This window comes from Brevundimonas albigilva, assembly GCF_023573565.1.
Lineage (GTDB): Bacteria > Pseudomonadota > Alphaproteobacteria > Caulobacterales > Caulobacteraceae > Brevundimonas > Brevundimonas albigilva.
Genome location: NZ_CP097649.1, coordinates 2,821,540 through 2,842,700, shown reverse-complemented (window position 1 = coordinate 2,842,700; position 21,161 = coordinate 2,821,540). Strand labels below are relative to the sequence as shown.

Genomic DNA, 21,161 nt, shown 5'->3' with positions numbered 1-21,161 from the left:
ATTTGAACGGGCGCGAGAGCGTCGGGGCGCGGGAGCCATGATGCCGGCAGGCGGCGCGATGACCAGGGGTCCGAGGATCCTCCTTCGCCAGATCCGTGAGGCTCTGGGGGCCGGCGCCGCGCCCGCGCAGGATCGGCTCGACATGGTCGTGCGCATCATCGCCCGTTCGATGGTGGCCGAGGTCTGCTCCATCTATCTGCGCCGCGCCTCGGGCGAGCTGGAGCTGTTCGCCACCGAGGGCCTGAACCCCGAGGCCGTGCACAACACCCGCCTGCGGCCGGGCGAGGGCCTGGTGGGCGAGGTGGCGCGCCTGGCCCAGCCAATCAGCCTGTCGGACGCGCCGTCGCATCCCAGCTTCTCCTACCGGCCCGAGACGGGCGAAGATCCCTACCACGCCTTCCTGGGCGCGCCGCTGCTGCGGGGCGGACGGGCCATCGGCGTCCTGGTCGTGCAGAACCGCACCGAGCGGCGCTACGACGAGGACGAGGTCGAGGACATCCAGACCATCGCCATGGTCCTGGCCGAAACGGTCGCCTCGGGCGAACTGCTGGCCGAGGACGAGCTGCGCGACGTCGAGGTGGCGCCTCACCGGCCCGAGCGGCTGAAAGGCCAGCGGTTCGCCGAAGGCCTGGCGTTCGGCCACGCGGTCCTGCACGAGGCGCCGCTGGCGCCGGAAAAGCTGCTCAGCGACGATCCGGCGATGGAGGAGGCGCGGCTGAAGCTGGCGCTGGCCACGCTGAAGAGCGGGCTGGACGCCATGCTGGACGGCGGCCAGGGCAAGCTGGCCGGTCCCTCGTTCGAGGTGCTGGAGACCTATCGGATGTTCGCCGACGACCGGGGCTGGAACCGGTCGCTGGAAGAGGCCGTCCGCAACGGCCTGACCGCCGAGGCGGCCGTGGACCGGGTCCGGAACGAACACCGCGCCCGCTTCGCCCAGGCCCGCGACCCCTATATCCGCGAACGGCTGCACGACTTCGAGGACCTGGCCAACCGCCTGTTGCGGGTTCTGGCCGGCGACAAGCCGGGCGAGCGCGAACTGCCCGACGACGCCATCCTGGTGGCCCGCAACCTGGGGCCCGCCGACCTGCTGGAATATCCGCGCGACAAACTGAAGGGCCTGTTGCTGGAAGAGGGCTCGGCCGCCAGCCACGCCGCCATCGTCGCCCGCGCCCTGCAGATTCCCTGCGTCGGCCGGCTGATGGGGTTGCGCGACCGCCTGTCGGAGGGCGACCTGGTCATCGCCGACGGCGAGACCGGAGAGGCCTATCTGCGCCCCCGGCCCGACATGCTGGAGGCGGTGCAGTCGCGCATGGCGGTGCGCGAACAGCGCCGGGCCGAGTTCGCCCAGCTGCGCGACACCCCCGCCGTCACCCTGGACGGCCAGCGCATCAGCCTGCTGACCAACGCGGGCCTGGCGGTGGATCTGGAGAACCTGGCCGAGACGGGGGCCGAGGGCATCGGCCTGTTCCGCACCGAGTTCCAGTTCATGGTCTCCGACGAACTGCCGCGCCTGACGGCTCAGACGGCCCTCTATCGACTGGTGCTGGACGCCGCGGGCGATCGGCCGGTGACGTTCCGCACCCTGGACATCGGCGGCGACAAGGTCCTGCCCTATCTGGAGGCCGAGCGGGAGGAGAACCCCGCCCTGGGCCGGCGCGCCATCCGCCTGGGCCTGGACCGGCCTTCCCTCTTGCGAATGCAGCTGCGCGCCCTGCTGACGGCGGCGGCGGGGCGCGAACTGCGCGTCATGTTCCCGATGATCGCCACGGTGGACGAGTTCCGCGCCGCGCGCGAACTGGTCGACATCGAATGCGCCTGGGCGCGCCGCCGGGGCCGACCCCTGCCGGCGCTGCTGCGCGTCGGGGCGATGGTCGAATGCCCGTCCCTGTTGTGGCACCTGGACGCCCTGCTGCCGCTGACGGACTTCGTCTCCATCGGCACCAACGACCTGTTCCAGTACATGTACGCCGCCGACCGGACCAATCCCCTGGTCTCGGACCGCTACGATCCGTTGTCCCCGCCGGCGCTGCGGGCGCTGCAGACCATCCAGAAGGCCTGCGCCGACACCGGGACGCCGGTCTCGATCTGCGGCGAGCTGGCGGGCCGCCCGCTGGAGGCCTTCGCTCTGATCACCCTGGGCTTCACCCGCCTGTCGGCGCCCGCGGGCGGGGTGGGGCCGGTCAAGCGCATGATCCTGTCGGCGGATCTGACTGCGGCGCGGCGCGGCCTGAACAATCTGCTGAACCTGTCGACCGGCTCGGTCCGCAACGAGATCGAGTCCCTGGCGCGCAAGCTGAACGTCGTGGTCTGAGCTTGACCGCAAATGGCGGTGGGAGGTCGCCGGCGGATCATGCTAGGAGCGGCCATCCCGCTCCTTCAGGACCGAACCAAGGCGCATGGCGCACACCGTGGACGCAACGCCCGAGATGACCGAGTTTCCGCCCGACCCCGGGCCGGCCTTCCTTGAGGCCGAAACCCTGGGCGACGGCCTGCGCCGGGCGCGCGCGGCCTCGGGCAAGTCGCTGGCCGAACTGGCCGCGGAAACCAAGGTCAACGCCCGCTTCCTGACCGCGCTGGAGCAGAACGACTGGTCTTCGCTGCCGTCGCGCGTCTTCGCCCTGGGCTATGTGCGCGCCTACGCCGGCGCCCTCGGCGTGGACGAACAGACGGCGATCGAACGGTTCAAGCGCGAGAGCCCTGACACCTCCACCGCCCTGAAGCCGCCGGTCGGCATCGCCTTCGAGGACGTGCGGCGCCATTCGCCCGTTGTGGTCGGCGTGATCGCCGCCGTCGCCGTCTCGGTGGTCGGCTGGAACGTGTTCCAGCGCATCAGCCGGATGCAGGCGCCGCACCCCTCGGAAATCACCGCCACGCCGCCGGCCTGGACCCAGGAAGCCTCGACCGAGGAGGGGGTGTCGCTGGGCGCGCCGCTGCCGGCGCCCCCGGACCAGACCGTGCCGGCCCTCTATGTCACGCGCGGCCTGGAGGCGGAGCTGACCGGGATCGACCCGGACGATCCGAACGCGGCGCCCGTCGCGCCGCCCCCGCCGGTGCAGAAGGCCTTCAATCCGCGCGGCGCCGTCTATGGCGCGCCGGCCAACGCCTCCCAGGTCATCATCCAGGCCAAGAAGCCCGGCGTCCTGGTGGCGCGGATCGGGGAGGGGCGGGTGCTGTTCGCGCGCCAGATGGCGGCGGGCGAGGCCTGGCGCGCGCCGATCGGCGTCGCCGCCACGATCGACGTCTCGGACCCGGCCGTGTTCGACGTCTATCTGAACGGCGAATACGGCGGCGCGCTTCCGGCCGTGCTGACCCCGCTGGCGCAGCTCAACGCCCGCGCCGCCCAGTCCGCGCGCGAAACGGCCGCGGCCCAGGCCCGCGCCCAGGCCGAGGCGCAGGCCCAGCTGCAGGCGCGGATCGCGGCGGCGGCTCAGAGCGCGCCGCCGCCGGCGACCTGACGCCTGGCGGCCTAGGCCGAATGGGCCTTCTGGGCCTTGGAAAGCTCGATCATGCCCTGGGCGGCGCCCATGTCCGGCACGATCTCGCCCGTCCGGTCGGAGATGGCGTCGAACTGGGCGGCGACCTGTTCCGGCGCGTCGGCCCCGACGATCCGCACGCCCTGCGTCAGGGTGACATAGGCCCGCTCGAACCCGCCGGCGCCGGCGGCCAGGATGCAGCGGCTGGGCGCCTGGTCGCTGACCAGGTGCAGCAGGCCCGGCGTCACCAGGTCCGGCCCCAACGCCTCCAGCGGCAAGGCCGCGCCCAGGTCTTCCGTCATGCGGGTGTGGGCGGTCGGCGCCAGGCAGTTGACGCGAATGTCGTTCTTGGCGCCCTCGATCGACAGGGTCTGCATCAGGCCGACCAGGGCCATCTTGGCCGCGCCGTAGTTGGACTGGCCGAAGTTGCCGTACAGGCCCGACGACGAGGTGGTCATGACGATGCGGCCATAGTTCTGCTGGCGCATGATCTCCCATACCGCCTTGGTGCAGTTGACCGCCCCCATCAGGTGCACGTCCACGACGAAGCGGAAATCCTCCAGCTCCATCTTGGCGAAGGTCTTGTCGCGCAGGACGCCGGCGTTGTTCACCAGGATGTCGATCCGGCCCCATTTGGCCATGGCCTGATCGACCATCGCCGCGACGGCGTCGTAGTCCGTGACGGAGGCGGCGTTGGCGATCGCTTCCCCGCCAGCGGCCTCGATCTCGGCGACCACGCCCTCGGCGGCCGTCGCCGATCCGCCGGATCCGTCGCGCGCGCCGCCCAGGTCGTTGACCACGACCTTCGCGCCCCGCGCGGCCAGGGCCAGAGCGTGCTCGCGGCCCAGGCCCCCGCCCGCGCCCGTGACGATCGCCACGCGACCTTCGAAATTCACCATTGTCCCTAACCTCTTCCGACCAAACCAATGTGTTGAAACGGCGCCACAGTCGCCGCAATCATAGCGAAATGGCGGAACCCGGCGCCAGCCTTGCCGTTCGGGTCGGGACGCCGGGGCCACTCGGTTTCGTATCTTTTCTCGAAGGGGACGCACATGAAGCTGCAACTTCTCGCCTCCGCCGCGGTCATCAGCCTGGTTTCCGCCGGCGCCGCGTCGGCTGAGCCGAACGGTTGGTACGGCGCGCTGGACGCCGGCTACCACATCATCGACGACATCAACGCCGAGTCGTCGACCACCAGCGGCAACTGGAACTATGAGGTCAACGACGGTTGGGCCGCGTTCGCCCGCCTCGGCTACCGGTTCAACCCGAACTGGCGCGTCGAACTGGAAGGCGGCTATCGCTCGGGCGACATCGGCACCGTTCGCGCCGTCAGCGGCAACGGCGGCCTGTGCAACCTGACCCCGGCGACCGGCGGCTGCTATTCGCCCGAAGGCGACATCGAGTCCGTCACCCTGATGGCCAATGTCATCTACGACTTCGGCATGGAATACTGGGGCGTGCGTCCCTTCGTCGGCCTCGGCGCCGGCGTGAACCGCGTCCAGACCGAGACCGTCGGCAACCTGCGCGACAACCGCGGCGCCGCCTTCGCCGTGGACGATGACTCCACCGAGTTCGCCGCCCAGGCGATCGCCGGCCTGGCCTGGGCCATCGGCGACCGCACCAACATCGACCTGACCTACCGCTATCTGACGGGCGACGCCTCGTGGGATTCGGCCACCGTCGGCGGCACCAGCTTCGGCGAATGGGACGGCGACTACGACCAGTCGCACACCGTGACCCTGGGCCTGCGCTACAGCTTCGGCGCCGAAGAGGCTCCGCCTCCCCCGCCGCCGCCGCCTCCGCCCCCGCCGCCGCCTCCCCCGCCGCCTCCGCCCCCGCCGCCGCCTCCGGCGACCCCGCAGGCGCGTCAGTTCGTGGTCTATTTCGACTGGGATCGCTCCGACCTCACCGCCGAAGCCCGCTCCGTCGTCACCCAGGCCGCCAACTACGCCAAGTCGGGCCGTCCGACCCGCGTCCTGGTCGTCGGCCACGCCGACACCTCCGGCTCGGCCGCCTATAACATCGGCCTGTCCAACCGACGCGCCCGCACCGTCGCCGACGCCCTCGTGGCTCAAGGCGTCAACGGCGGCGTGATCGCCCTGGACGGCAAGGGCGAAACCCAGCTGGCCAAGGCCACGGCCGACGGCGTGCGCGAGCCGCTCAACCGTCGCGCCACCATCGACATCAACTTCTAAAACCGCATCACGGGTCGCGGTCCCGAAAGGAACCGCGACCCGGCGGAAAACGAAGGCGTCGACCTGCTCGGAAGCGCACCGTCTCTGGTTCGGGGCGGTGCGCTTTCCTGCATTGTGGCCGGATCACGTTGAAGATAAAGAGTTTTCACATTTTCAGGTTGATCCCGGTCGTCTCAAGAGCCAAAAGGGTCGGATGGCGGGAAGGCCGACGCCGGTGCGTCGGCTGTCGTGGACGCCGCCTCTCGATCGTTTCACCGGGGTCCGTATTCAGGCATGGTTGATCTCCGAACGTCGAGAGCCCTGTCCGGTCGCCGGCGTCGGCGATACCGGCTGCGGGGGACCGCCGACGTCCGAAACCTGTCCGGGCCCCGCAACGGCGCCCTCCGAACGCTGGAAGCGTCGACCGTCCCCTCGCGCCCTCTGCCGTTTCCCAAGGCTCCGGGCGTCGGCCTGCGCGGCCGCCGGTTTCTGATCGTCAGCGCGCCGTTCGGCGGATTCGGCATGGCGTTGGGCGACGTGCTGGAGGCGCGCGGCGCCGAGGTGCGCCGGATGATCTTCAACGCCGGCGACGCGCTGAACTGGCGGCGTCCCGGCGGCGTGGCCTTCAAGGCCTCGGCCGAGGCGTGGCGCGCGCGCGCGGCGGCCGTGCTGTCCGACTACACCGACGTGATCCTGTTCGGCGAAGGCGGACCCTACAATCGCGCCGTCCTGGCGCTCGGCGAAACGCTGTCCGCCCGGGTCTGGGTGCTGGAGAACGGCTATTTCCGCCCCGACTGGATCACGGTCGAGCGCAACGGCGTCAACGCCTCCAGCGGCCTGCCGCGTTTCCGCGAGGGCTATCCCGCGCCGGGGCCGGAGATTCCTGAAGTGCGCCCCGTGGGCCGGATCCTGCCCCATCACGTGGCCAACATCAGCCTGTATCACATCGCGCAGGGGATCGGCTCGTTCGCCTTCCCCCGGCACGCCAATCATTACACGGCCTCGCCCTGGCGACAGTGCGTCGGCCACATCCGGCGCTATTTCGGCCTGATGGTGCGCGGGTCCGCCGACGACGCCATCGACCAGGTGGCGGCGCGCGGTCCGTTCTTCCTGGCCTGCCTGCAGCGCGAGGGCGACGCGCAGTTGCTGCGCTATTCGCGTTACGCCGACAACACCGCCTTCCTGGCCGCGGTGGTGCGCAGCTTCGCGGCGTCCGCGCCCGCCGACTGCCGGCTGCTGGTCAAGAACCATCCCCTGGATCCCGGTCTCGTCGACCTGGAACGGGTCACCCGCCGCCTGGCGGTGGAGCGGGGGGTGCAGGATCGGGTCGACTTCATCGACGGCGGCAACCTGGCGCGCCTGTGTCGCGCGTCGCGCGGCATGGTCGTCAACAACTCCAGCGCCGCCCTGTCGGCCCTGGGCTTCCAGACGCCGGTCAAGGTGCTGGGCGACGCCTTCTTCGACTTCGACGGCCTGACCCATCAGGGCGAGATGGATACGTTCTGGACCGCCCCCCAGGCCCCGGACCCCGGGCTGTTCACACGCTTCCGGGCCCATGTGATCGCCCAGACCCAGGTGAACGGAAATTACCACGAACCGCGCGCGATGAAGGTCACCGCCGCAGGGGTCGCCGCCGTGTTCGAAAAGGCCGCCGACTGAGCACAGGTGTGGCGCCAGCGTCACCCTCGGCCGCTGTCATGGCGCCGTCACATATCTGTCGCCTAGCATTCCGAGAGAGGGCTTAGAGGGAGCGCGATTTCGACGGGCGACCCCGCCCGCCGCCTCGGGCCGACGCCCGCCATCTGGGGATAGATGAGATGATGAACCGCAAACGCCTGTTCTGGGCGACCACGGCCCTCACGGGCGCCCTCGTCGCGGCCGGCGCCGCCTCGGCCCAATCGACGGGTACGGAAGCGACCGAAGTCCAGGAAGTCGTCGTCACCGGCGCGCGCGGGCCGCGCACCACCGACGGCTCGATCGTCGCCGAGACCGTCACCAAGACGCGGTCGTCGGTGACCCAGGAGTTCATCTCCCGCCAGGCCGCTGGCCAGACGATCCTGCAGACCCTGAACCTGACGCCGGGCCTAAACTTCACCAACGCCGACCCCTACGGCTCGTCGGGCGGCAACATCCGCCTGCGCGGCTTCGACGGCAACCGCGTCTCGCTGACGTTCGACGGCATCCCGCTGAACGACACCGGCAACTACGCCACCTACACCAACCAGCAGCTGGATCCGGAACTGATCGAGCGCGCTTCGGTCAACACCGGCACGACCGACGTCGACAGCCCGACCGCCTCGGCCACCGGCGGCACCATCAACTACACCACCCGCCGTCCCGCCGCGGACTTCGGCGGCTGGCTCCAGGCCTCGGGCGGCAGCTTCAACTATCGCCGCTTCATGGGCCTGATCGACACCGGCGAGATCGGTCCGTGGGGCACCTCGGCCTGGTTCGCGGTTTCGGACCAGACCTATGACAAGTTCAAGGGCCTGGGCGAACTGAACAAGACCCAGTACAACTTCCGCATCTACCAGCCGGTCGGCGACAACGGCGACTTCGTCGCCCTGTCGGGTCACTACAACGAGAACCGCAACAACTCGTACCTGGGCCCGAACCTGGGCACCGCGACCGGCTTCTGCGACGTCGCCCAGACCCAGGTCTGCGTGGACGAGCCCTTCGACACCGACTTCACCCGCACCTACAACCCGGTTCCGGTTCGTCCGGGCGTGGCCGACGTCGATCCGTCGTCGAACAACAACTACTATGGCCTGCGCATCAACCCGTCGAACACGGGCAACGTGCGCCTGAACTCGCGCTTCACCCTGGCCGAAGGCCTGATCTTCACCTTCGACCCGTCGTTCCAGTACACCCTGGCCAACGGCGGCACCCAGAACACCGTGCTGGCCGAGAACAGCTCGCTGCTGCGCGGCACCCAGACGACCGGCGGCGTCGACCTGAACGGCGACGGCGACATTCTGGACCAGGTGCGGGTCATGAACCCGTCGAACACCAACACCCACCGCTATGGCGTCAACAGCTCGCTGATCTGGAACCTGAACGACGATCACCAGCTGCGCGCCGCCTATACGCTGGACTGGGGCCGTCACCGTCAGACCGGCGACTACGGCTACATCGACTTCTCGGACCCGTCCTCGCCGCGCTTCGTCGACGAGTTCGGCGGTCGCAACGACCACGACAACCGGGTCGTCAACCTGGACGGCTTCGCCCTGCAGGCGCGTAACCGTCTGTCCTACGCCATGCTGAACCAGTTCGCCGCCGAATACCGCGGCAACTTCATGAACGACGCGGTGACGGTGAACATCGGCGTGCGCGCGCCCTTCTTCGAGCGTGAGCTGAACCAGTACTGCTACTCGCAGAACGCCTCGTCGAACGTGCTCTGCACCTCGCAGGTCCCCAACGCGACCCTGGCCAATGGCAACGTCACCTTCGCCGGCAGCTCGACGCAATACATCGCGCCGTATGAAGCCACGAAGAAGTTCGACGACATCCTGCCGAACGTGGGCGCCGTCTACCGCTTCGGCCAGGGCCAGTCGGTCTACGCCTCCTATGCGGAAAGCCTGTCGGCGCCGCGCACGGACAGCCTCTATACGGTCGTTCGCCTGCCGGACGGCTCGATCGGCAACCCGACCGTGCAGCCGGAAACCAGCCAGAACTTCGAGCTGGGCTACCGCCTGAACGCGCCGGGCCTGATCATCCAGGCCGCCGCCTACCGCAACCAGTTCGACAACCGCATCGTCAACACCTACGACGAAGACCTGGGCACCTTCGTGGACCGCAACGTCGGTTCGGTGGAGACCATGGGCATCGACGCGTCGGTGGGTTGGGAACCGATCGAACGCCTGAGCCTCTACGCTTCGGCCTCGTTCCTCGACAGCGAACTGCAGGACGACTACGTCCTGAACGCCACCGGCCAGATCGCCGCCACCAAGGGCAAGGAACTGGTCGAGACGCCGAGCGAGACCTTCGCCCTGCGCGCGGCCTATGACTTCAACGACGTGTTCTCGGCCGGCATCCAGGGCAAGTACGTCGGCGAGCGCTGGGTCACCGACGTGAACGACCTGAAGGTCGACGCCTATACGGTGGTGGACCTGGACGCCCGCTTCGACTTCGCGCCGCTGGGCTTCGAGGGCACCTATCTGCAGTTCAACGTGACCAACCTGTTCGACGAAGAGTATTTCGTGAACCTGGGCACCCGCACCTCGGCCACGCCGGGCCAGCCGGGCTACAGCCGTCCGTTCGCGGGCACCGGCCCGTACCGCACGGTCATGGCCACGCTGCGCTACGCCTTCTAAGGCGGACGAAAAGCAGAGCAGGGAAGGGCGGTCCGGCGACGGGCCGCCCTTTCTTTTCTTGCGGGGCCTATCGCGCGGTCGCGCTGCCTGAGGCCCTGCCGGGAGGTCATGCGCGGCTGCCGGGCGTTGAAGTCCGGGGCGCTTGGGGCCATATGGCGCGGCTCCGCGTTAAGACCCTCATGAGGACGCCTGAATGACCGCGCCCATCCCCGCCGAATGGTCCCCGCATCGCGCCCTGTGGGTCGGCTGGCCCAGCCACGGCGAGCTGTGGGAAGACAACCTCGAACCGGCCCAGGCCGAGGTCGAGGCCCTGGTGCGCGCCCTGGCGGGGCCGGGCCGGGAGCAGGTTCGGCTGATGGTCGGAAACGAGGCGGCGCTGGCCGACGCCCGCGCCCGCTTCGACGGCGTGGCGGGCGTGGAGGTCGTGGCCGGCCGGTTCGGCGACATCTGGCTGCGCGACACCGGGCCGATCTTCGGCGCGGGCTCCACGACGGCCCAGGCCTTCCGCTTCAACGGCTGGGGCGGCAAGTACGACCTGCCCCACGACGACGAGGTCGCCGACCAGATCGGCGCGCGCGCCGGCGTTCCCCTGACGCGACATGACGTGGTGATGGAGGGCGGCGCCCTGGACCACGACGGGGCGGGCACGGTCCTGACGACCCGCCAGTGCCTGCTAAACCCCAACCGCAATCCCGGCTGGACGCAGGATGCGGCCGAGGCGGCGCTGGCCCAGGCGGTCGGCGCGCGCAAGGTGGTCTGGCTGGGCGACGGCCTGCTGAACGACCACACCGACGGCCATGTCGACAACCTGGCCCGCTTCGTCGCGCCGGGCGTGGTCGCCTGCCCGGTCGCCTGGGGCCGGAAGGACCCGAACGCCGAGGTCTATGACGCTGCGGCGCGCGATCTGCACGCCGCGACCGACGCCGAGGGACGCCCGCTGAAGGTGCTGCGCATCCCCTCGCCGGGCCTGGTCCTGGACGAGGACGAACGCCCCATCCCGGCCAGCCACATGAACTTCCTCATCGCCAACGGCGCGGTGATCGTGCCCAGCTACGGCGACGAGACCGCCGCTCGTCTGGCCTGCGAAGCGCTTAAGACCGTTTATCCCGACCGGGACGTCATCCCCCTTCCGTCGCTGGCCATCCTGACCGGCGGCGGCTCGTTCCACTGCATCTCCCAGCAGGAGCCGGCATGACCCGCACGATCTCCGTCGCCGCCATCCAGACCTCCTATGGCGACGACCTTCAGGTCAACATCGACAAGACCGTCGATCTGATCCGTCAGGCGGCGGACAAGGGCGCGCAGGTGATCCTGCCGTCGGAGCTGTTCCAGGGGCCGTATTTCTGCGTCTCGCAGGAGGAGCACTGGTTCGGCCACGCCTATGAATGGCGCGAGCATCCGTGCGTGACCCAGCTGGCGCCGGTGGCCAGGGAGCTGGGCGTGGCCATCCCGGTCTCGATCTTCGAGCGCGACGGGCCGCAGTACTACAACTCCCTGGTCATGCTGGATGCGGACGGAGAGGCGCTGGGCGTCTATCGCAAGAGCCACATCCCCGACGGCCCCGGCTATCAGGAAAAATACTACTTCCGGCCCGGCGACACCGGCTTCAAGGTCTGGAAGACCCGCTTCGGCCGGGTCGGCGTCGGCATCTGCTGGGACCAGTGGTACCCCGAGACGGCGCGCGCGATGATGCTGCAGGGGGCCGAGGTGCTGATGTACCCGACCGCCATCGGCACCGAGCCGCACGACGACAGCCTGGACACCGCCGAGCCGTGGCGGCGCGCCATGCAGGGCCATGCCGTGTCCAACGTCGTGCCGGTGGTCGGCGCCAACCGCATCGGCCACGAGCAGGTCACCGAGGCGGGCCAGACCTTCTACGGCCACTCCTTCATCGCCGACCATCGCGGCGACCTGGTCGAGAGCCTGGGCAAGGAAGACGAAGGCGTGCTGGTCCACGCGTTCGACCTGGACTTCCTGGACCGGCACCGCGCGGCGTGGGGCTTCTTCCGCGACCGACGCACGGACTTGTACGGCCCTCTGCTGGGACCGCGCTGAACCGAATCAGGCGGCGCGCACGTCCTGCGCCGTCTGCCGGACGGCGGCCTGTTCCAGGGCGGCGTTGACGGCCTCGTACAGACGCGCCTGGGTCACCGGCTTGGGCAGGTGCCCGTCCATGCCCGCCGCCAGGCACCGGGCGGCGTCCTCGGGCATGGCGTCGGCGGTCACCGCCAGGACGGGGATGTCCCGCGCCGGCGCGGCCAGGGCGCGGATCGCCCGCGTCGCCGCCAGCCCGTCCATGCCCGGCATCCGCACGTCCATCAGCACCAGGTCCAGCGGCCGGGCGGCCACGGCGTCCAGCGCCTCGCGCCCGTCGGCGGCCTCGAACACGTCGCAATCGGCGGCCTGCATCATGATCCGCAACAGGTCGCGGTTCACGGGGTGATCGTCGACGATCAGCACCCGCATCCGGCGCTCCGGCGGATCGTCCGTCGCGGTCGCCTGGGGCGAGGCCGCCGCCGGGGCGGGGATCTCCACGGTGAAGACCGACCCGCGGCCCTGCTGGCTCTCCACCGACAGCGTGCCGCCCAGACGGTCGATGTGACCCTTGGCCAGGACCAGGCCGACCCCGGCGCCCTCGTGCGCCCGGCTGGTGGAGGCGTCGGCCTGCTCGAACAGGCGGAACAGGCCGGCCAGCGTCTCGGGGGGCATGCCGCAGCCGGTGTCGGCCACCGTCACGCGCAGCCGGTCGTCCAGGCGATCGACGGTCACGCTGATCGAGCCCTTGCTGGTGAACTTGGCCGCGTTCAGCGTCAGGTGATGGACGATCTGGCGCAGGCGCCGCGCGTCGATGGAGGCGGCGCCCTCGGCCTCCGGCGCCAGGGTCAGACGGTGATCCAGGCCCCGGATCTCGGCCCATTCGAACGCGGGCGCCGTGGCCGTCTGCATCAGGTCGCGCACGTCGACCGGGGCCAGGACCACCTCGTCGCCGCCGCGTGAGACCTCCAGCAGATCCTCGACCAGGCGCAGCATGGCCTCGCCGCACTGGCGCACCGCCTCGACCTGGCGCCGGCCCTCGGCGTCCAGCGACGGACGGCGCGACAGCAGGTCGGCGTAGCCGGTCACGCCGGTCAGCGGCGTGCGCATCTCATGGCTCATCAAGGCCAGGAAACGGGACTTGGCGGCGTCGGCCTGTTCGGCGCGCAGCCGCGCCTCCACGGCCGCGTGGGTGCGGCTGCGCAGGCGCGCGACCAGGCGTCGGCGCTCGCTGGACAGGGTGGTGATGGGCAGGGCCGTGCCGACGACCGCCAGCAGGAACAGGTGAAACACGTTCAGCTGCCGCATGATCACGGGCACGCTGGCCAGGTGCGGATCTTCGGACAGCCGCGTCAGCATCGCCGGCCCGTGGCCCGTCAGGGTCGCCGCGCCCCCGATCGCGCCGACCATCATGACCGCCGCGGCCGTCCATGGGGGCGACAGCCTGAAGGCCAGCAGGATCAGCGGCGGAAAGGCCATGAACAGGATCGGCGCCGAGGTCTGGCCGAACACCCACAGGCAGACGACCGCCAGCAGGGTCAGCAGGGCCGCCACCTCGGCGGCCGAGGCCTGGGCGTCCTCGCGGAACCGATGCGCGCGCGCCAGCAGCAGCAGCGACGGCGCGACGATGGCCATGGCCAGCAGTTCCATGTCGAACAGATGATGCAGCCGGAAGCCCAGGGTGCCCATGGGCAGGCGTCCGGCCCAGACCGCGAACATCCCCGCCAGCAGGGTGCTCAGCGCCACGGCCGGCGCCACCGCCAGCAGCACGAAGCGCAACAGGCGTTTGGGCCGGCGCATGTCCAGGGCCGCGCCGCAGAACCGCCGCGCCAGGACGGCGGCGACCGCGACCTGGATCAGGTTCAGCCCGGCGTTGATCCAGACGAAGGCGGGCGGATCGCCCCGCGCCACATTGGCCGCGACATTGATGCCGACGCAGGCGGCCGTCACCAGCAGGGCCGGGCGGCGGTGCAGCTGAAGCAGGGCCGCCAGCAGCACGGCGTTGGCCAGCCACAGCACGGTGGCGCCGAAGACTTCCATGCTCCAGTGGCCGACCAGCTGGGCGCCGACGTATAGCACGACATAGGCCAGGGGCGGCGGACCCGCCGCACGGCCGGCGTCGTGGCGGAAAAGCCGCCAGCGGCCGCGTCCGAACTTCACCCTCCCCAGGCTCATGGGGCCACCCTGGCGCGCAGGTCTTAAGATTTCGGTTTCGGCGCGACTACGTAGATTTGCGGAACCGGCGAACCGGCCTCGCCGTTCTCAAGCCCTCGCCGAGGAGGGGCGAACCATGTCCGACGTCATCGCCGAACCGACCTTCGAACCGCCCGCCGACGCCCTGGCCTTCTATGAGGAGAGCCTGAAGCTGCTCAAGGAATCGGGCATCCCGTTCCTGCTTTCCGGGACGTACGCCGTGACCGCCTATACCGGCATCCGGCGGCCGACCAAGGATCTGGACGTCTTCTGCAAGCCGGGCGACTACCCCCGCATCCTGGCCTTCTTCCAGGCCCGCGGCTACCGCACCGACGTCGAGGACGAGCGCTGGATCGCCAAGGTCTGGAAGGACGAAAAACACTTCTTCGACGTGATCTTCGCCATGTCCAACGGCACTATCGCCGTGTCCGACAGCTGGTTCAGCGAGGATTCGATCACCGTCTATGGTCATGAGGTCAGGATCACGCCGCCGACCGCCCTGATCCTGTCCAAGGTCTTCATCCAGGACCGCTACCGCTACGACGGGGCCGACGTGAACCACGTCATCCTGAAGCAGTCCGAGGCCATCGACTGGAAGTCGCTGCTGGACCAGATGGACCTGTACTGGGAGGTGCTGGCCTCGCACCTGCTGAACTTCCGCTTCGCCTATCCGACCGAGCGCGACCGGGTGCCGCGCTGGCTGATGGAGGAGCTGACCGAGCGTCTCCAGGCCCAGATCGACCTGCCGCCGCCGCGGGTGAAGGTCTGTCGCGGCCGGCTGTTCAGCCCGCGCGACTATGTCGCCGACGTCGCCGAATGGGGCTTCGGCGACGTGGTCGGCAAGGGGCTGGAGGAACGCCACGATCCGGTGAACTGAGAAACCAAGGAGCGCGCGATGGCGGAAACGCCGAACGATCCCCAGACGCCCCAGCCAGGCCTGGAGCCCGGACCCGGCAGGAAGATGCGCGTCGCCGCCGTCGGCGACCTGCACGTGGGAGAAACGTCCCAGCGGGCCTATCGCGACCTGTTCGAACGGGTGGCGGACGACGCCGACGTGCTGTGCCTGTGCGGCGACCTGACCAACTACGGCAAGACCGGCGAGGTCGAACGGCTGCTGGAAGACCTCAGGCTGTGCCGCATCCCGATGGTCGGCGTCCTGGGCAATCACGAGCACGAATGCGGCCAGCCCGACCATGTGGTCCAGATGCTGTGCGACGCGGGCGTGAAGATGCTGACCGGCCAGGCCTATGAGATCGACGGCGTCGGCTTCGCCGGCGGCAAGGGCTTCGTCGGCGGTTTCGGCCGCTACATGCTGTCGTCCTTCGGCGAGGACTCCATCAAGCGCTTCGTGCAGGAGGCGGTGGAGGACGCCAATCTGATCGAGAATTCGATCCGGATGCTGCGCACCGAACGCTCGGTGGTGCTGTTGCACTATGCGCCGGTGGTCGAGACGGTGATCGGCGAACCGCCGGAAATCCACGCCTTCCTGGGCTCGTCGCGGCTGGCGGAGACCATCGACCGCTACGACAACGTCAGCCTGGTCGTGCACGGCCACGCCCACCGGGGCGGGCCGGAGGGGCGGACCCATCGCGGGGTGCCGGTCTATAACGTCGCCCTGCCGGTGTTGCGCACCCTGGGCGACCTTCCCTACCGGGTGTTCGAGGTCTGAGGCCTCAGTCCAGGTGCGCCCAGGACCAGTCCCCGCGGCGCTCCACCGTCGTCGCCATGCCGAACAGGTCGCTCAGCACCGCGCCGGTCAGCAGTTCGGCCTTGGCGCCCTCGGCCAGGACGCGGCCCTCGCGCAGCAGCACCAGATGGCCGATCTCGGGCAGGATCTCCTCGACATGGTGGGTGACCAGCACCAGGGTCACGCCGTCGCGGGCCACCTCGCGCAGCGTCTCCAGGAACAGCCGCCGGGTCGCCGGATCCAGGCCGGCGCACGGCTCGTCCAGCAACAGGGCGCGCGGGCGGTGCGTGAGGGCGCGGGCGATCAGGACCCGCCGCGCCTCGCCGGTCGACAAGGACGCCATCTCTCGCCCGATCAGATGGCCCGCGCCCATCCGTTCCAGCGCCTCGCGGCTGGCGCGGCGCATCGGTTCGGTGACCGCGTGGTTCCACACGCCGCGCGCGGCGAAGAAGCCGGAGACAACGGCGTCGAACACCTCCAGCCGATCCTCGCCGGCGTAGTCGGTCTGCAGCGCGGGCGACACCACCCCCAGCATCCGGCGCAGCTCGAACACGTCCCACGCCTCCCGCCCGAAGATGCGGACCCGTCCCGGCGCGCCGTCCGGCCCCGCGGTCGGATAGAGCTGGCGCGTCACCAGCTTGACCAGGGTGGACTTGCCCGAGCCGTTGCGCCCCAGGATGGCGGTGTGACGGCCCAGCGGGATCGTCAGGTCCACGCCGTCCAGCATCGGCCGCCCGGCGCCCCGCGCGACGCGCACATCCTCGATTTCCAGCAGCGGGTCGGTCATGGCGCGGACCTAAGCCCGAACCTGCCCGCGGGGAAGCCGGGGGGCGAGGCGAAAACGCTCAGATCAGGCCCTGATCGCGCGCGTCGCGCTCCAGACCCTCGCGGAAGGCCGGGTCGGCCAGGGCGATCAGGGCGCGGGCGCGCTGGCTGGTCGACAGGCCTTTCAGATTGGCCCAGCCGTGCTCGGTCACGACGATGTGGGTGTCGTTGCGCGGCGTCGTCACCGGCCCGTCCAGCCGGGCGACGATGCGCGAGGCCGCGCCCTTTGCCGCGGTCGAATGGCAGGCGATGATCGACCTGCCCCCTTCCGAGGCGTAGGCCCCGCGCACGAAGTCCAGCTGGCCCCCGGCGGCGGTGAACTGGCGCCCGTTCAGATATTCCGAGCAGCAGGCCCCCGACAGATCGATCTGCAGGGTGGCGTTGACCGACACCATCCGCGCGTTGCGCGCGATCACCGCCGGATCGTTGACGTAGGACACGGGACGGGCCTCCATCGCGCGGTTGCCGTCCAGGAAGCCGTAGGTGTTGCGGTCGCCCATCGAGAAGGCGAAGACGCCGACGCCGGGGTGCAGGGTCTTGCTCGCGTGGTTCGCCACGCCCGCCTGCATCAGCTCGACCAGGCCGGGGGTCAGCATCTCGGTATGAACGCCCAGGTCGCGGTGGTCCCTCAGGGCGTCGCACACGGCGTTGGGCAGGGCGCCGATGCCCATCTGCAGGGTGGCGCCGTCCTCGACCAGGCCGGCGATGATCTCGCCGATGGCGCGGTCGGCGGGCTGGGGCTGGGCCTTGGGGATTTCCAGCAGGGGGGCCGCGTTCTCCACCACCGCCGTCACCCGAGAGACATGGACGGTGCAGTCGCCGAACACGCGCGGCATGTGCGGATTGACCTCCAGCAGCAGCGTGCGCGCCGTCTCCGACACGGGCTTGGCGTAGTCGGTGTTGGTGCCGAACGAGAAATAGCCGTCCTCGTCTATCGGCGAGACGGTGCAGATCAGGGTGTCGACCCCGACCTCGTCGCACAGCACGCGCGGCGACTGCTGGAAGCCGGTGGGGATGAACTGCACCGGATTGGGCCGTCCTTCCTCGGCGGCGCGCTGCTCCAGCCGCCGCTCGACCGCGCTATGGAACAGGCTCCAGGGCCGGATGCGGTCCATCAGCTCGTATCGCAACACCGTCTCGCCGGCGATCGCGGTGCTCAGCAGATAGTAGAGGTTGACGTCCTCGACCTCGCCGCGTTCGGCCCGCGCGGCCAGGGCCGCCAGCAGCGCCGGGGGCTGGGACACGCCCAGGCCCATCGCCGCTTTGGCGCCCGAGCGCACCAGACGGGCGGCCGCCTCGGCGGTCATCAGACGTTCTGCGTACAGGGCTTTGGCGTCCATGGCGATCTCCGGCGGTGGTGACTGGGCTTATGCGCCGAAGCGGGGCGGCGCCGCCTAGACTTTCGTCGGATCGGCGTCGGGGTCGACCGGCGAGGGCGCATCCTGAAGCGGGGCGTGATGCGCTTTCTGGAAGCGGGCGGCGGCATGGGCGATCAGCCACAGGACCATGGCCCAGGCGGCCCCGACCGCCCAGCCGGCCAGGACGTCCGAGGCCCAGTGCGCGCCCAGATAGACGCGCGTCAGCCCCACCAGGACCGCCAGCACCACGCCGACGCCGAGCACGAACACCTTGAACCGGCGGCGCGGAAAGGCCCGGGTCAGCATCACCGCGACGCTGAGGTAGAAGACCGTGGACAGCAGGGCGTGGCCCGAGGGGAAGCTGGCGTTGATCGTCTCGACCGCCCGGGCCGCCAGCGGCGGCCGCTCGCGCTCGAACACCGCCTTGAGGCCTTCGCTCAGCGCCACGCCGCCGGCCAGGCCCGCCGCCAGCAGCACCGACGACAGCCATTTCCTCTGGCTCAGCAGGAACAGGATCACGATCAGGGCGAACAGCCCCAGCACCGATATGCCCCCCAGCGAGGTGATGTCGGCCGCCGCCTCCTTCAGCCACCACGGCCCCCAGGGCCGGCCGGGGTCGTCGGCGTAGGGGCGCATCGCCGCCAGGACCCATTGGTCGAAGGCCTGGCCGTCCGCCTCGGTCATGTCGTCGGCCACCTCGGCGAAGGTCATCACCCCGATCGCGGCCACCATCAGCGCCGCCAGGACCGCGAACTCGGCCCTCGCAAGCGTCAGGGCGCGGATGAAGAAACGACGGGCGTGATCCAGGGTCATGGCCTGCGAACGGTCAAGCTGGAACCTCCGTTCCGTCTCGACCCCGATCACGCGTTCGTGAACACGCCGTCGTCAAACCTTCGCTGGCTTGAATCGGCGGTTTTCCCCAGCCGGCGCAAGGTTGTCCGACCGATTCGTTCACAAAGTGATCGTCAAGCCCGTTGACGGGTCGTTAGCCATCTGCGCCCCATATGTGGGTTCAGAAAGCGCGGCGGCCACAAGATACAGTGGTTGCGGCGCAGGCGGCATCACTTGGTTTTTTGTTCAGGGCAATGACGGTCATGGCTGGCGGCGAGGCGTTGAAGACGACGGAATTCCAAGGCGTTGCGGCGACGCCGGCGCCGGATCGGCCCCATCTGACGGTGGTCCGGTCGGTGCAGGTGGACCGCTCGCGCGACGCCCTGCTGACCGATTTCGGCAAGAAGACGCTGGAAGACCGCTACCTGCTGCCGGGCGAAAGCTATCAGGACATGTTCGCCCGGGTCTCGACCGCCTTCTCGGACGACGCCGACCACGCCCAGCGCCTGTACGACTACATGAGCCGCCTGTGGTTCATGCCCGCCACCCCGGTGCTGTCGAACGGCGGCGCGGATCGCGGCCTGCCCATCTCCTGCTTCCTGAACGCGGTGGGCGACTCGCTGGACGGCATCCAGAACGTCTGGAACGAGAACGTGGCCCTGGCGTCCAACGGCGGCGGCATCGGCACCTATTGGGGCGGCGTCCGCTCCATCGGCGAAAAGGTCAAGGGCGCGGGCAAGACCTCGGGCATCATCCCCTTCATCCGCGTGATGGACAGCCTGACCCTGGCGATTTCGCAGGGCTCGCTGCGCCGCGGCTCGGCGGCCGTCTATCTGGACATCCACCACCCGGAGATCGAGGAATTCCTGGAGATCCGCAAGCCTTCGGGCGACTTCAACCGCCGCTCGCTGAACCTGCACCACGGCGTCAACATCACCGATGAATTCATGGAGGCGGTGAAGGTCGGCTCCACCTTCGACCTGAAGTCGCCCAAGACCGGCGAGGTCATGAAGACCGTCGACGCCCGCTCGCTGTGGACCAAGCTGCTCGACATCCGGATGCAGACCGGCGAGCCCTACATGATCTTCTCGGACACGGTGAACCGCCAGCTGGCCCCGCACCAGCGCGACCTGGGCCTGAAGGTCAAGCAGTCGAACCTGTGCGCCGAGATCATGCTGCACACCGGCCGCGACCACCTGGGCGTGGACCGCACCGCCGTCTGCTGCCTGTCGTCGGTCAACGCCGAGACCTTCCTGGAATGGCGCGAGGAGCCGCGCTTCGTCGAGGACGTGATGCGCTTCCTGGACAATGTGCTGGAAGACTTCATCCGCCGCGCCCCGCCGTCGATGGCCGCCGCCGTCTATTCGGCCAAGCGCGAACGGTCGGTGGGCCTGGGCCTGATGGGCTTCCACTCCTTCCTGCAGTCGCAGGGCGTGGCCTTCGAAAGCGCCATGGCCAAGTCGTGGAACATGCGCCTGTTCAAGCACCTGCGCCGCGAGGCCGACAAGGCCAGCCGCCTGCTGGCCGAGGAGAAGGGCCCCTGCCTGGACGCCGAGGAGCGCGGCGTGATGGAGCGGTTCAGCCACAAGATGGCCATCGCCCCGACCGCCTCGATCAGCATCATCTGCGGCGGAACCTCGGCGGGCATCGAGCCGATCCCGGCCAACATCTACACCCACAAGACCCTGTCGGGCTCGTTCGCGGTCAAGAACCCCTATCTGGAGCGCCTGCTGGACGAGAAGGGGATCAACACCGAGGCGGTGTGGTCCTCCATCCTGGAGCACGAAGGCTCGGTCCAGCACATCGACGCCCTGACCGAGGACGAGAAGGGCGTGTTCAAGACCGCCTTCGAACTGGACCAGCGCTGGGTGGTCGAACTGGCCGCCGACCGCGCGCCGGAAATCTGCCAGGCCCAGTCGCTGAACCTGTTCATCCCCGGCGACGTCAACAAGTGGGACCTGCACATGCTGCACTGGTCGGCGTGGGAGCGGGGCGTGAAGTCGCTCTACTACCTGCGCTCCAAGTCGGTGCAGCGCGCCGCCTTCGCCGGCGCCGAGGACAAGAAGACCGACGAGATCGACCCCAACCAGCCCGATCTCTTCGCCCTGCCCAAGACCGACTACGATGAATGCCTGGCCTGTCAGTAAGACCTGACGGCCGCGACCGACGGGGCCCCGCGCAAGCGGGGCCCTTTGTCTGTCGGGAACCGGGTCCGCGCCGACGACGTTCGAAAGCGTCAGTAAGGTGTCATGAAAATGGCCGTTGGACTCGCC

At 69.6% G+C, this 21,161-nt stretch carries 15 protein-coding genes; 10 read left to right on the top strand and 5 right to left on the bottom strand.

Annotation, left to right across the window (positions count from 1 at the left end):
* Positions 1–37 precede the first annotated feature (37 nt).
* Positions 38–2,311, top strand: coding sequence for a phosphoenolpyruvate--protein phosphotransferase (ptsP, locus tag M8231_RS14115; protein WP_430641129.1), 2,274 nt, complete (start codon positions 38–40; stop codon positions 2,309–2,311).
* Positions 2,312–2,396: 85 nt separating this feature from the next.
* Complete coding sequence (locus M8231_RS14110) at positions 2,397–3,455, top strand: helix-turn-helix domain-containing protein (RefSeq protein WP_249749436.1); 1,059 nt, start codon at positions 2,397–2,399, stop codon at positions 3,453–3,455.
* Between the two features lie 11 nt (positions 3,456–3,466).
* On the opposite strand, the gene M8231_RS14105 is transcribed toward M8231_RS14110, so the two are convergent.
* Entirely contained in the window at positions 3,467–4,372 is a 906-nt protein-coding gene (locus tag M8231_RS14105) for an SDR family NAD(P)-dependent oxidoreductase (RefSeq protein WP_249749437.1), read from the bottom strand.
* Positions 4,373–4,525: 153 nt separating this feature from the next.
* Here M8231_RS14105 and M8231_RS14100 point away from each other — a divergent pair, with 153 nt between their 5' ends.
* The 5 genes from M8231_RS14100 (at position 4,526) to aguB (ending at position 12,015) form a co-directional block, all read left to right on the top strand.
* Positions 4,526–5,668 (top strand): OmpA family protein, encoded by a 1,143-nt coding sequence (locus M8231_RS14100; protein WP_249749438.1) that lies wholly within the window; start codon positions 4,526–4,528, stop codon positions 5,666–5,668.
* A 273-nt stretch (positions 5,669–5,941) separates the two neighbouring features.
* On the top strand, positions 5,942–7,306 hold the full coding sequence (locus tag M8231_RS14095) for a capsular biosynthesis protein (protein ID WP_250201750.1): 1,365 nt from the start codon (positions 5,942–5,944) through the stop codon (positions 7,304–7,306).
* Positions 7,307–7,464: 158 nt separating this feature from the next.
* On the top strand, positions 7,465–9,960 hold the full coding sequence (locus M8231_RS14090) for a TonB-dependent receptor (protein WP_250201749.1): 2,496 nt from the start codon (positions 7,465–7,467) through the stop codon (positions 9,958–9,960).
* A gap of 193 nt (positions 9,961–10,153) precedes the next feature.
* Complete coding sequence (locus M8231_RS14085; RefSeq protein WP_250201748.1) at positions 10,154–11,155, top strand: agmatine deiminase family protein; 1,002 nt, start codon at positions 10,154–10,156, stop codon at positions 11,153–11,155.
* Complete coding sequence (gene aguB, locus M8231_RS14080) at positions 11,152–12,015, top strand: N-carbamoylputrescine amidase (protein WP_249749441.1); 864 nt, start codon at positions 11,152–11,154, stop codon at positions 12,013–12,015. Before M8231_RS14085 ends, aguB begins: the two co-directional genes overlap by 4 nt.
* A 6-nt stretch (positions 12,016–12,021) precedes the next feature.
* Here the strand turns inward: aguB and M8231_RS14065 are convergent, their stop codons facing one another.
* A complete protein-coding gene (locus M8231_RS14065) occupies positions 12,022–14,169 on the bottom strand; it encodes a response regulator (protein ID WP_284150792.1) in 2,148 nt (715 codons plus the stop codon).
* Between the two features lie 115 nt (positions 14,170–14,284).
* On the opposite strand from M8231_RS14065, the gene M8231_RS14060 reads away from it, so the two are divergent.
* Both M8231_RS14060 and M8231_RS14055 read left to right on the top strand, forming a co-directional pair.
* Positions 14,285–15,064: a nucleotidyltransferase family protein gene (locus M8231_RS14060; protein WP_249749444.1), complete on the top strand. Its 780-nt coding sequence runs from the start codon at positions 14,285–14,287 to the stop codon at positions 15,062–15,064.
* Between the two features lie 18 nt (positions 15,065–15,082).
* Positions 15,083–15,856, top strand: a complete 774-nt coding sequence (locus tag M8231_RS14055) for a metallophosphoesterase family protein (protein ID WP_249749445.1) — start codon at positions 15,083–15,085, stop codon at positions 15,854–15,856.
* A 4-nt stretch (positions 15,857–15,860) separates the two neighbouring features.
* Here M8231_RS14055 and M8231_RS14050 read toward each other — a convergent pair whose 3' ends face one another.
* Genes M8231_RS14050 through M8231_RS14040 form a run of 3 tightly spaced genes read right to left on the bottom strand, consistent with a single transcriptional unit; the run spans position 15,861 to position 18,870 of the window.
* On the bottom strand, positions 15,861–16,661 hold the full coding sequence (locus M8231_RS14050) for an ABC transporter ATP-binding protein (RefSeq protein ID WP_250201747.1): 801 nt from the start codon (positions 16,659–16,661) through the stop codon (positions 15,861–15,863).
* A gap of 58 nt (positions 16,662–16,719) precedes the next feature.
* Positions 16,720–18,039: an acetyl-CoA hydrolase/transferase family protein gene (locus M8231_RS14045; protein ID WP_250201746.1), complete on the bottom strand. Its 1,320-nt coding sequence runs from the start codon at positions 18,037–18,039 to the stop codon at positions 16,720–16,722.
* Positions 18,040–18,093: 54 nt separating this feature from the next.
* Complete coding sequence (locus M8231_RS14040; protein ID WP_250201745.1) at positions 18,094–18,870, bottom strand: phosphatase PAP2 family protein; 777 nt, start codon at positions 18,868–18,870, stop codon at positions 18,094–18,096.
* 272 nt (positions 18,871–19,142) lie between these two features.
* Between M8231_RS14040 and M8231_RS14035 the strand changes: the two genes are divergently transcribed.
* A complete protein-coding gene (locus M8231_RS14035) occupies positions 19,143–21,035 on the top strand; it encodes a ribonucleoside-diphosphate reductase subunit alpha (protein WP_250201744.1) in 1,893 nt (630 codons plus the stop codon).
* Positions 21,036–21,161 lie beyond the last annotated feature (126 nt).

Coding starts and splice junctions, on each gene's coding strand:
- M8231_RS14105 (WP_249749437.1), bottom strand. CDS start 4,372: ATGGTGAATTTCGAAGGTCGCGTGGCGATCGTCACGGGCGCGGGCGGG.
- M8231_RS14110 (WP_249749436.1), top strand. CDS start 2,397: ATGGCGCACACCGTGGACGCAACGCCCGAGATGACCGAGTTTCCGCCC.
- M8231_RS14040 (WP_250201745.1), bottom strand. CDS start 18,870: ATGACCCTGGATCACGCCCGTCGTTTCTTCATCCGCGCCCTGACGCTT.
- M8231_RS14045 (WP_250201746.1), bottom strand. CDS start 18,039: ATGGACGCCAAAGCCCTGTACGCAGAACGTCTGATGACCGCCGAGGCG.
- aguB (WP_249749441.1), top strand. CDS start 11,152: ATGACCCGCACGATCTCCGTCGCCGCCATCCAGACCTCCTATGGCGAC.
- M8231_RS14100 (WP_249749438.1), top strand. CDS start 4,526: ATGAAGCTGCAACTTCTCGCCTCCGCCGCGGTCATCAGCCTGGTTTCC.
- M8231_RS14090 (WP_250201749.1), top strand. CDS start 7,465: ATGATGAACCGCAAACGCCTGTTCTGGGCGACCACGGCCCTCACGGGC.
- M8231_RS14095 (WP_250201750.1), top strand. CDS start 5,942: ATGGTTGATCTCCGAACGTCGAGAGCCCTGTCCGGTCGCCGGCGTCGG.
- ptsP (WP_430641129.1), top strand. CDS start 38: ATGATGCCGGCAGGCGGCGCGATGACCAGGGGTCCGAGGATCCTCCTT.
- M8231_RS14085 (WP_250201748.1), top strand. CDS start 10,154: ATGACCGCGCCCATCCCCGCCGAATGGTCCCCGCATCGCGCCCTGTGG.
- M8231_RS14065 (WP_284150792.1), bottom strand. CDS start 14,169: ATGAGCCTGGGGAGGGTGAAGTTCGGACGCGGCCGCTGGCGGCTTTTC.
- M8231_RS14055 (WP_249749445.1), top strand. CDS start 15,083: ATGGCGGAAACGCCGAACGATCCCCAGACGCCCCAGCCAGGCCTGGAG.
- M8231_RS14060 (WP_249749444.1), top strand. CDS start 14,285: ATGTCCGACGTCATCGCCGAACCGACCTTCGAACCGCCCGCCGACGCC.
- M8231_RS14050 (WP_250201747.1), bottom strand. CDS start 16,661: ATGACCGACCCGCTGCTGGAAATCGAGGATGTGCGCGTCGCGCGGGGC.
- M8231_RS14035 (WP_250201744.1), top strand. CDS start 19,143: ATGACGGTCATGGCTGGCGGCGAGGCGTTGAAGACGACGGAATTCCAA.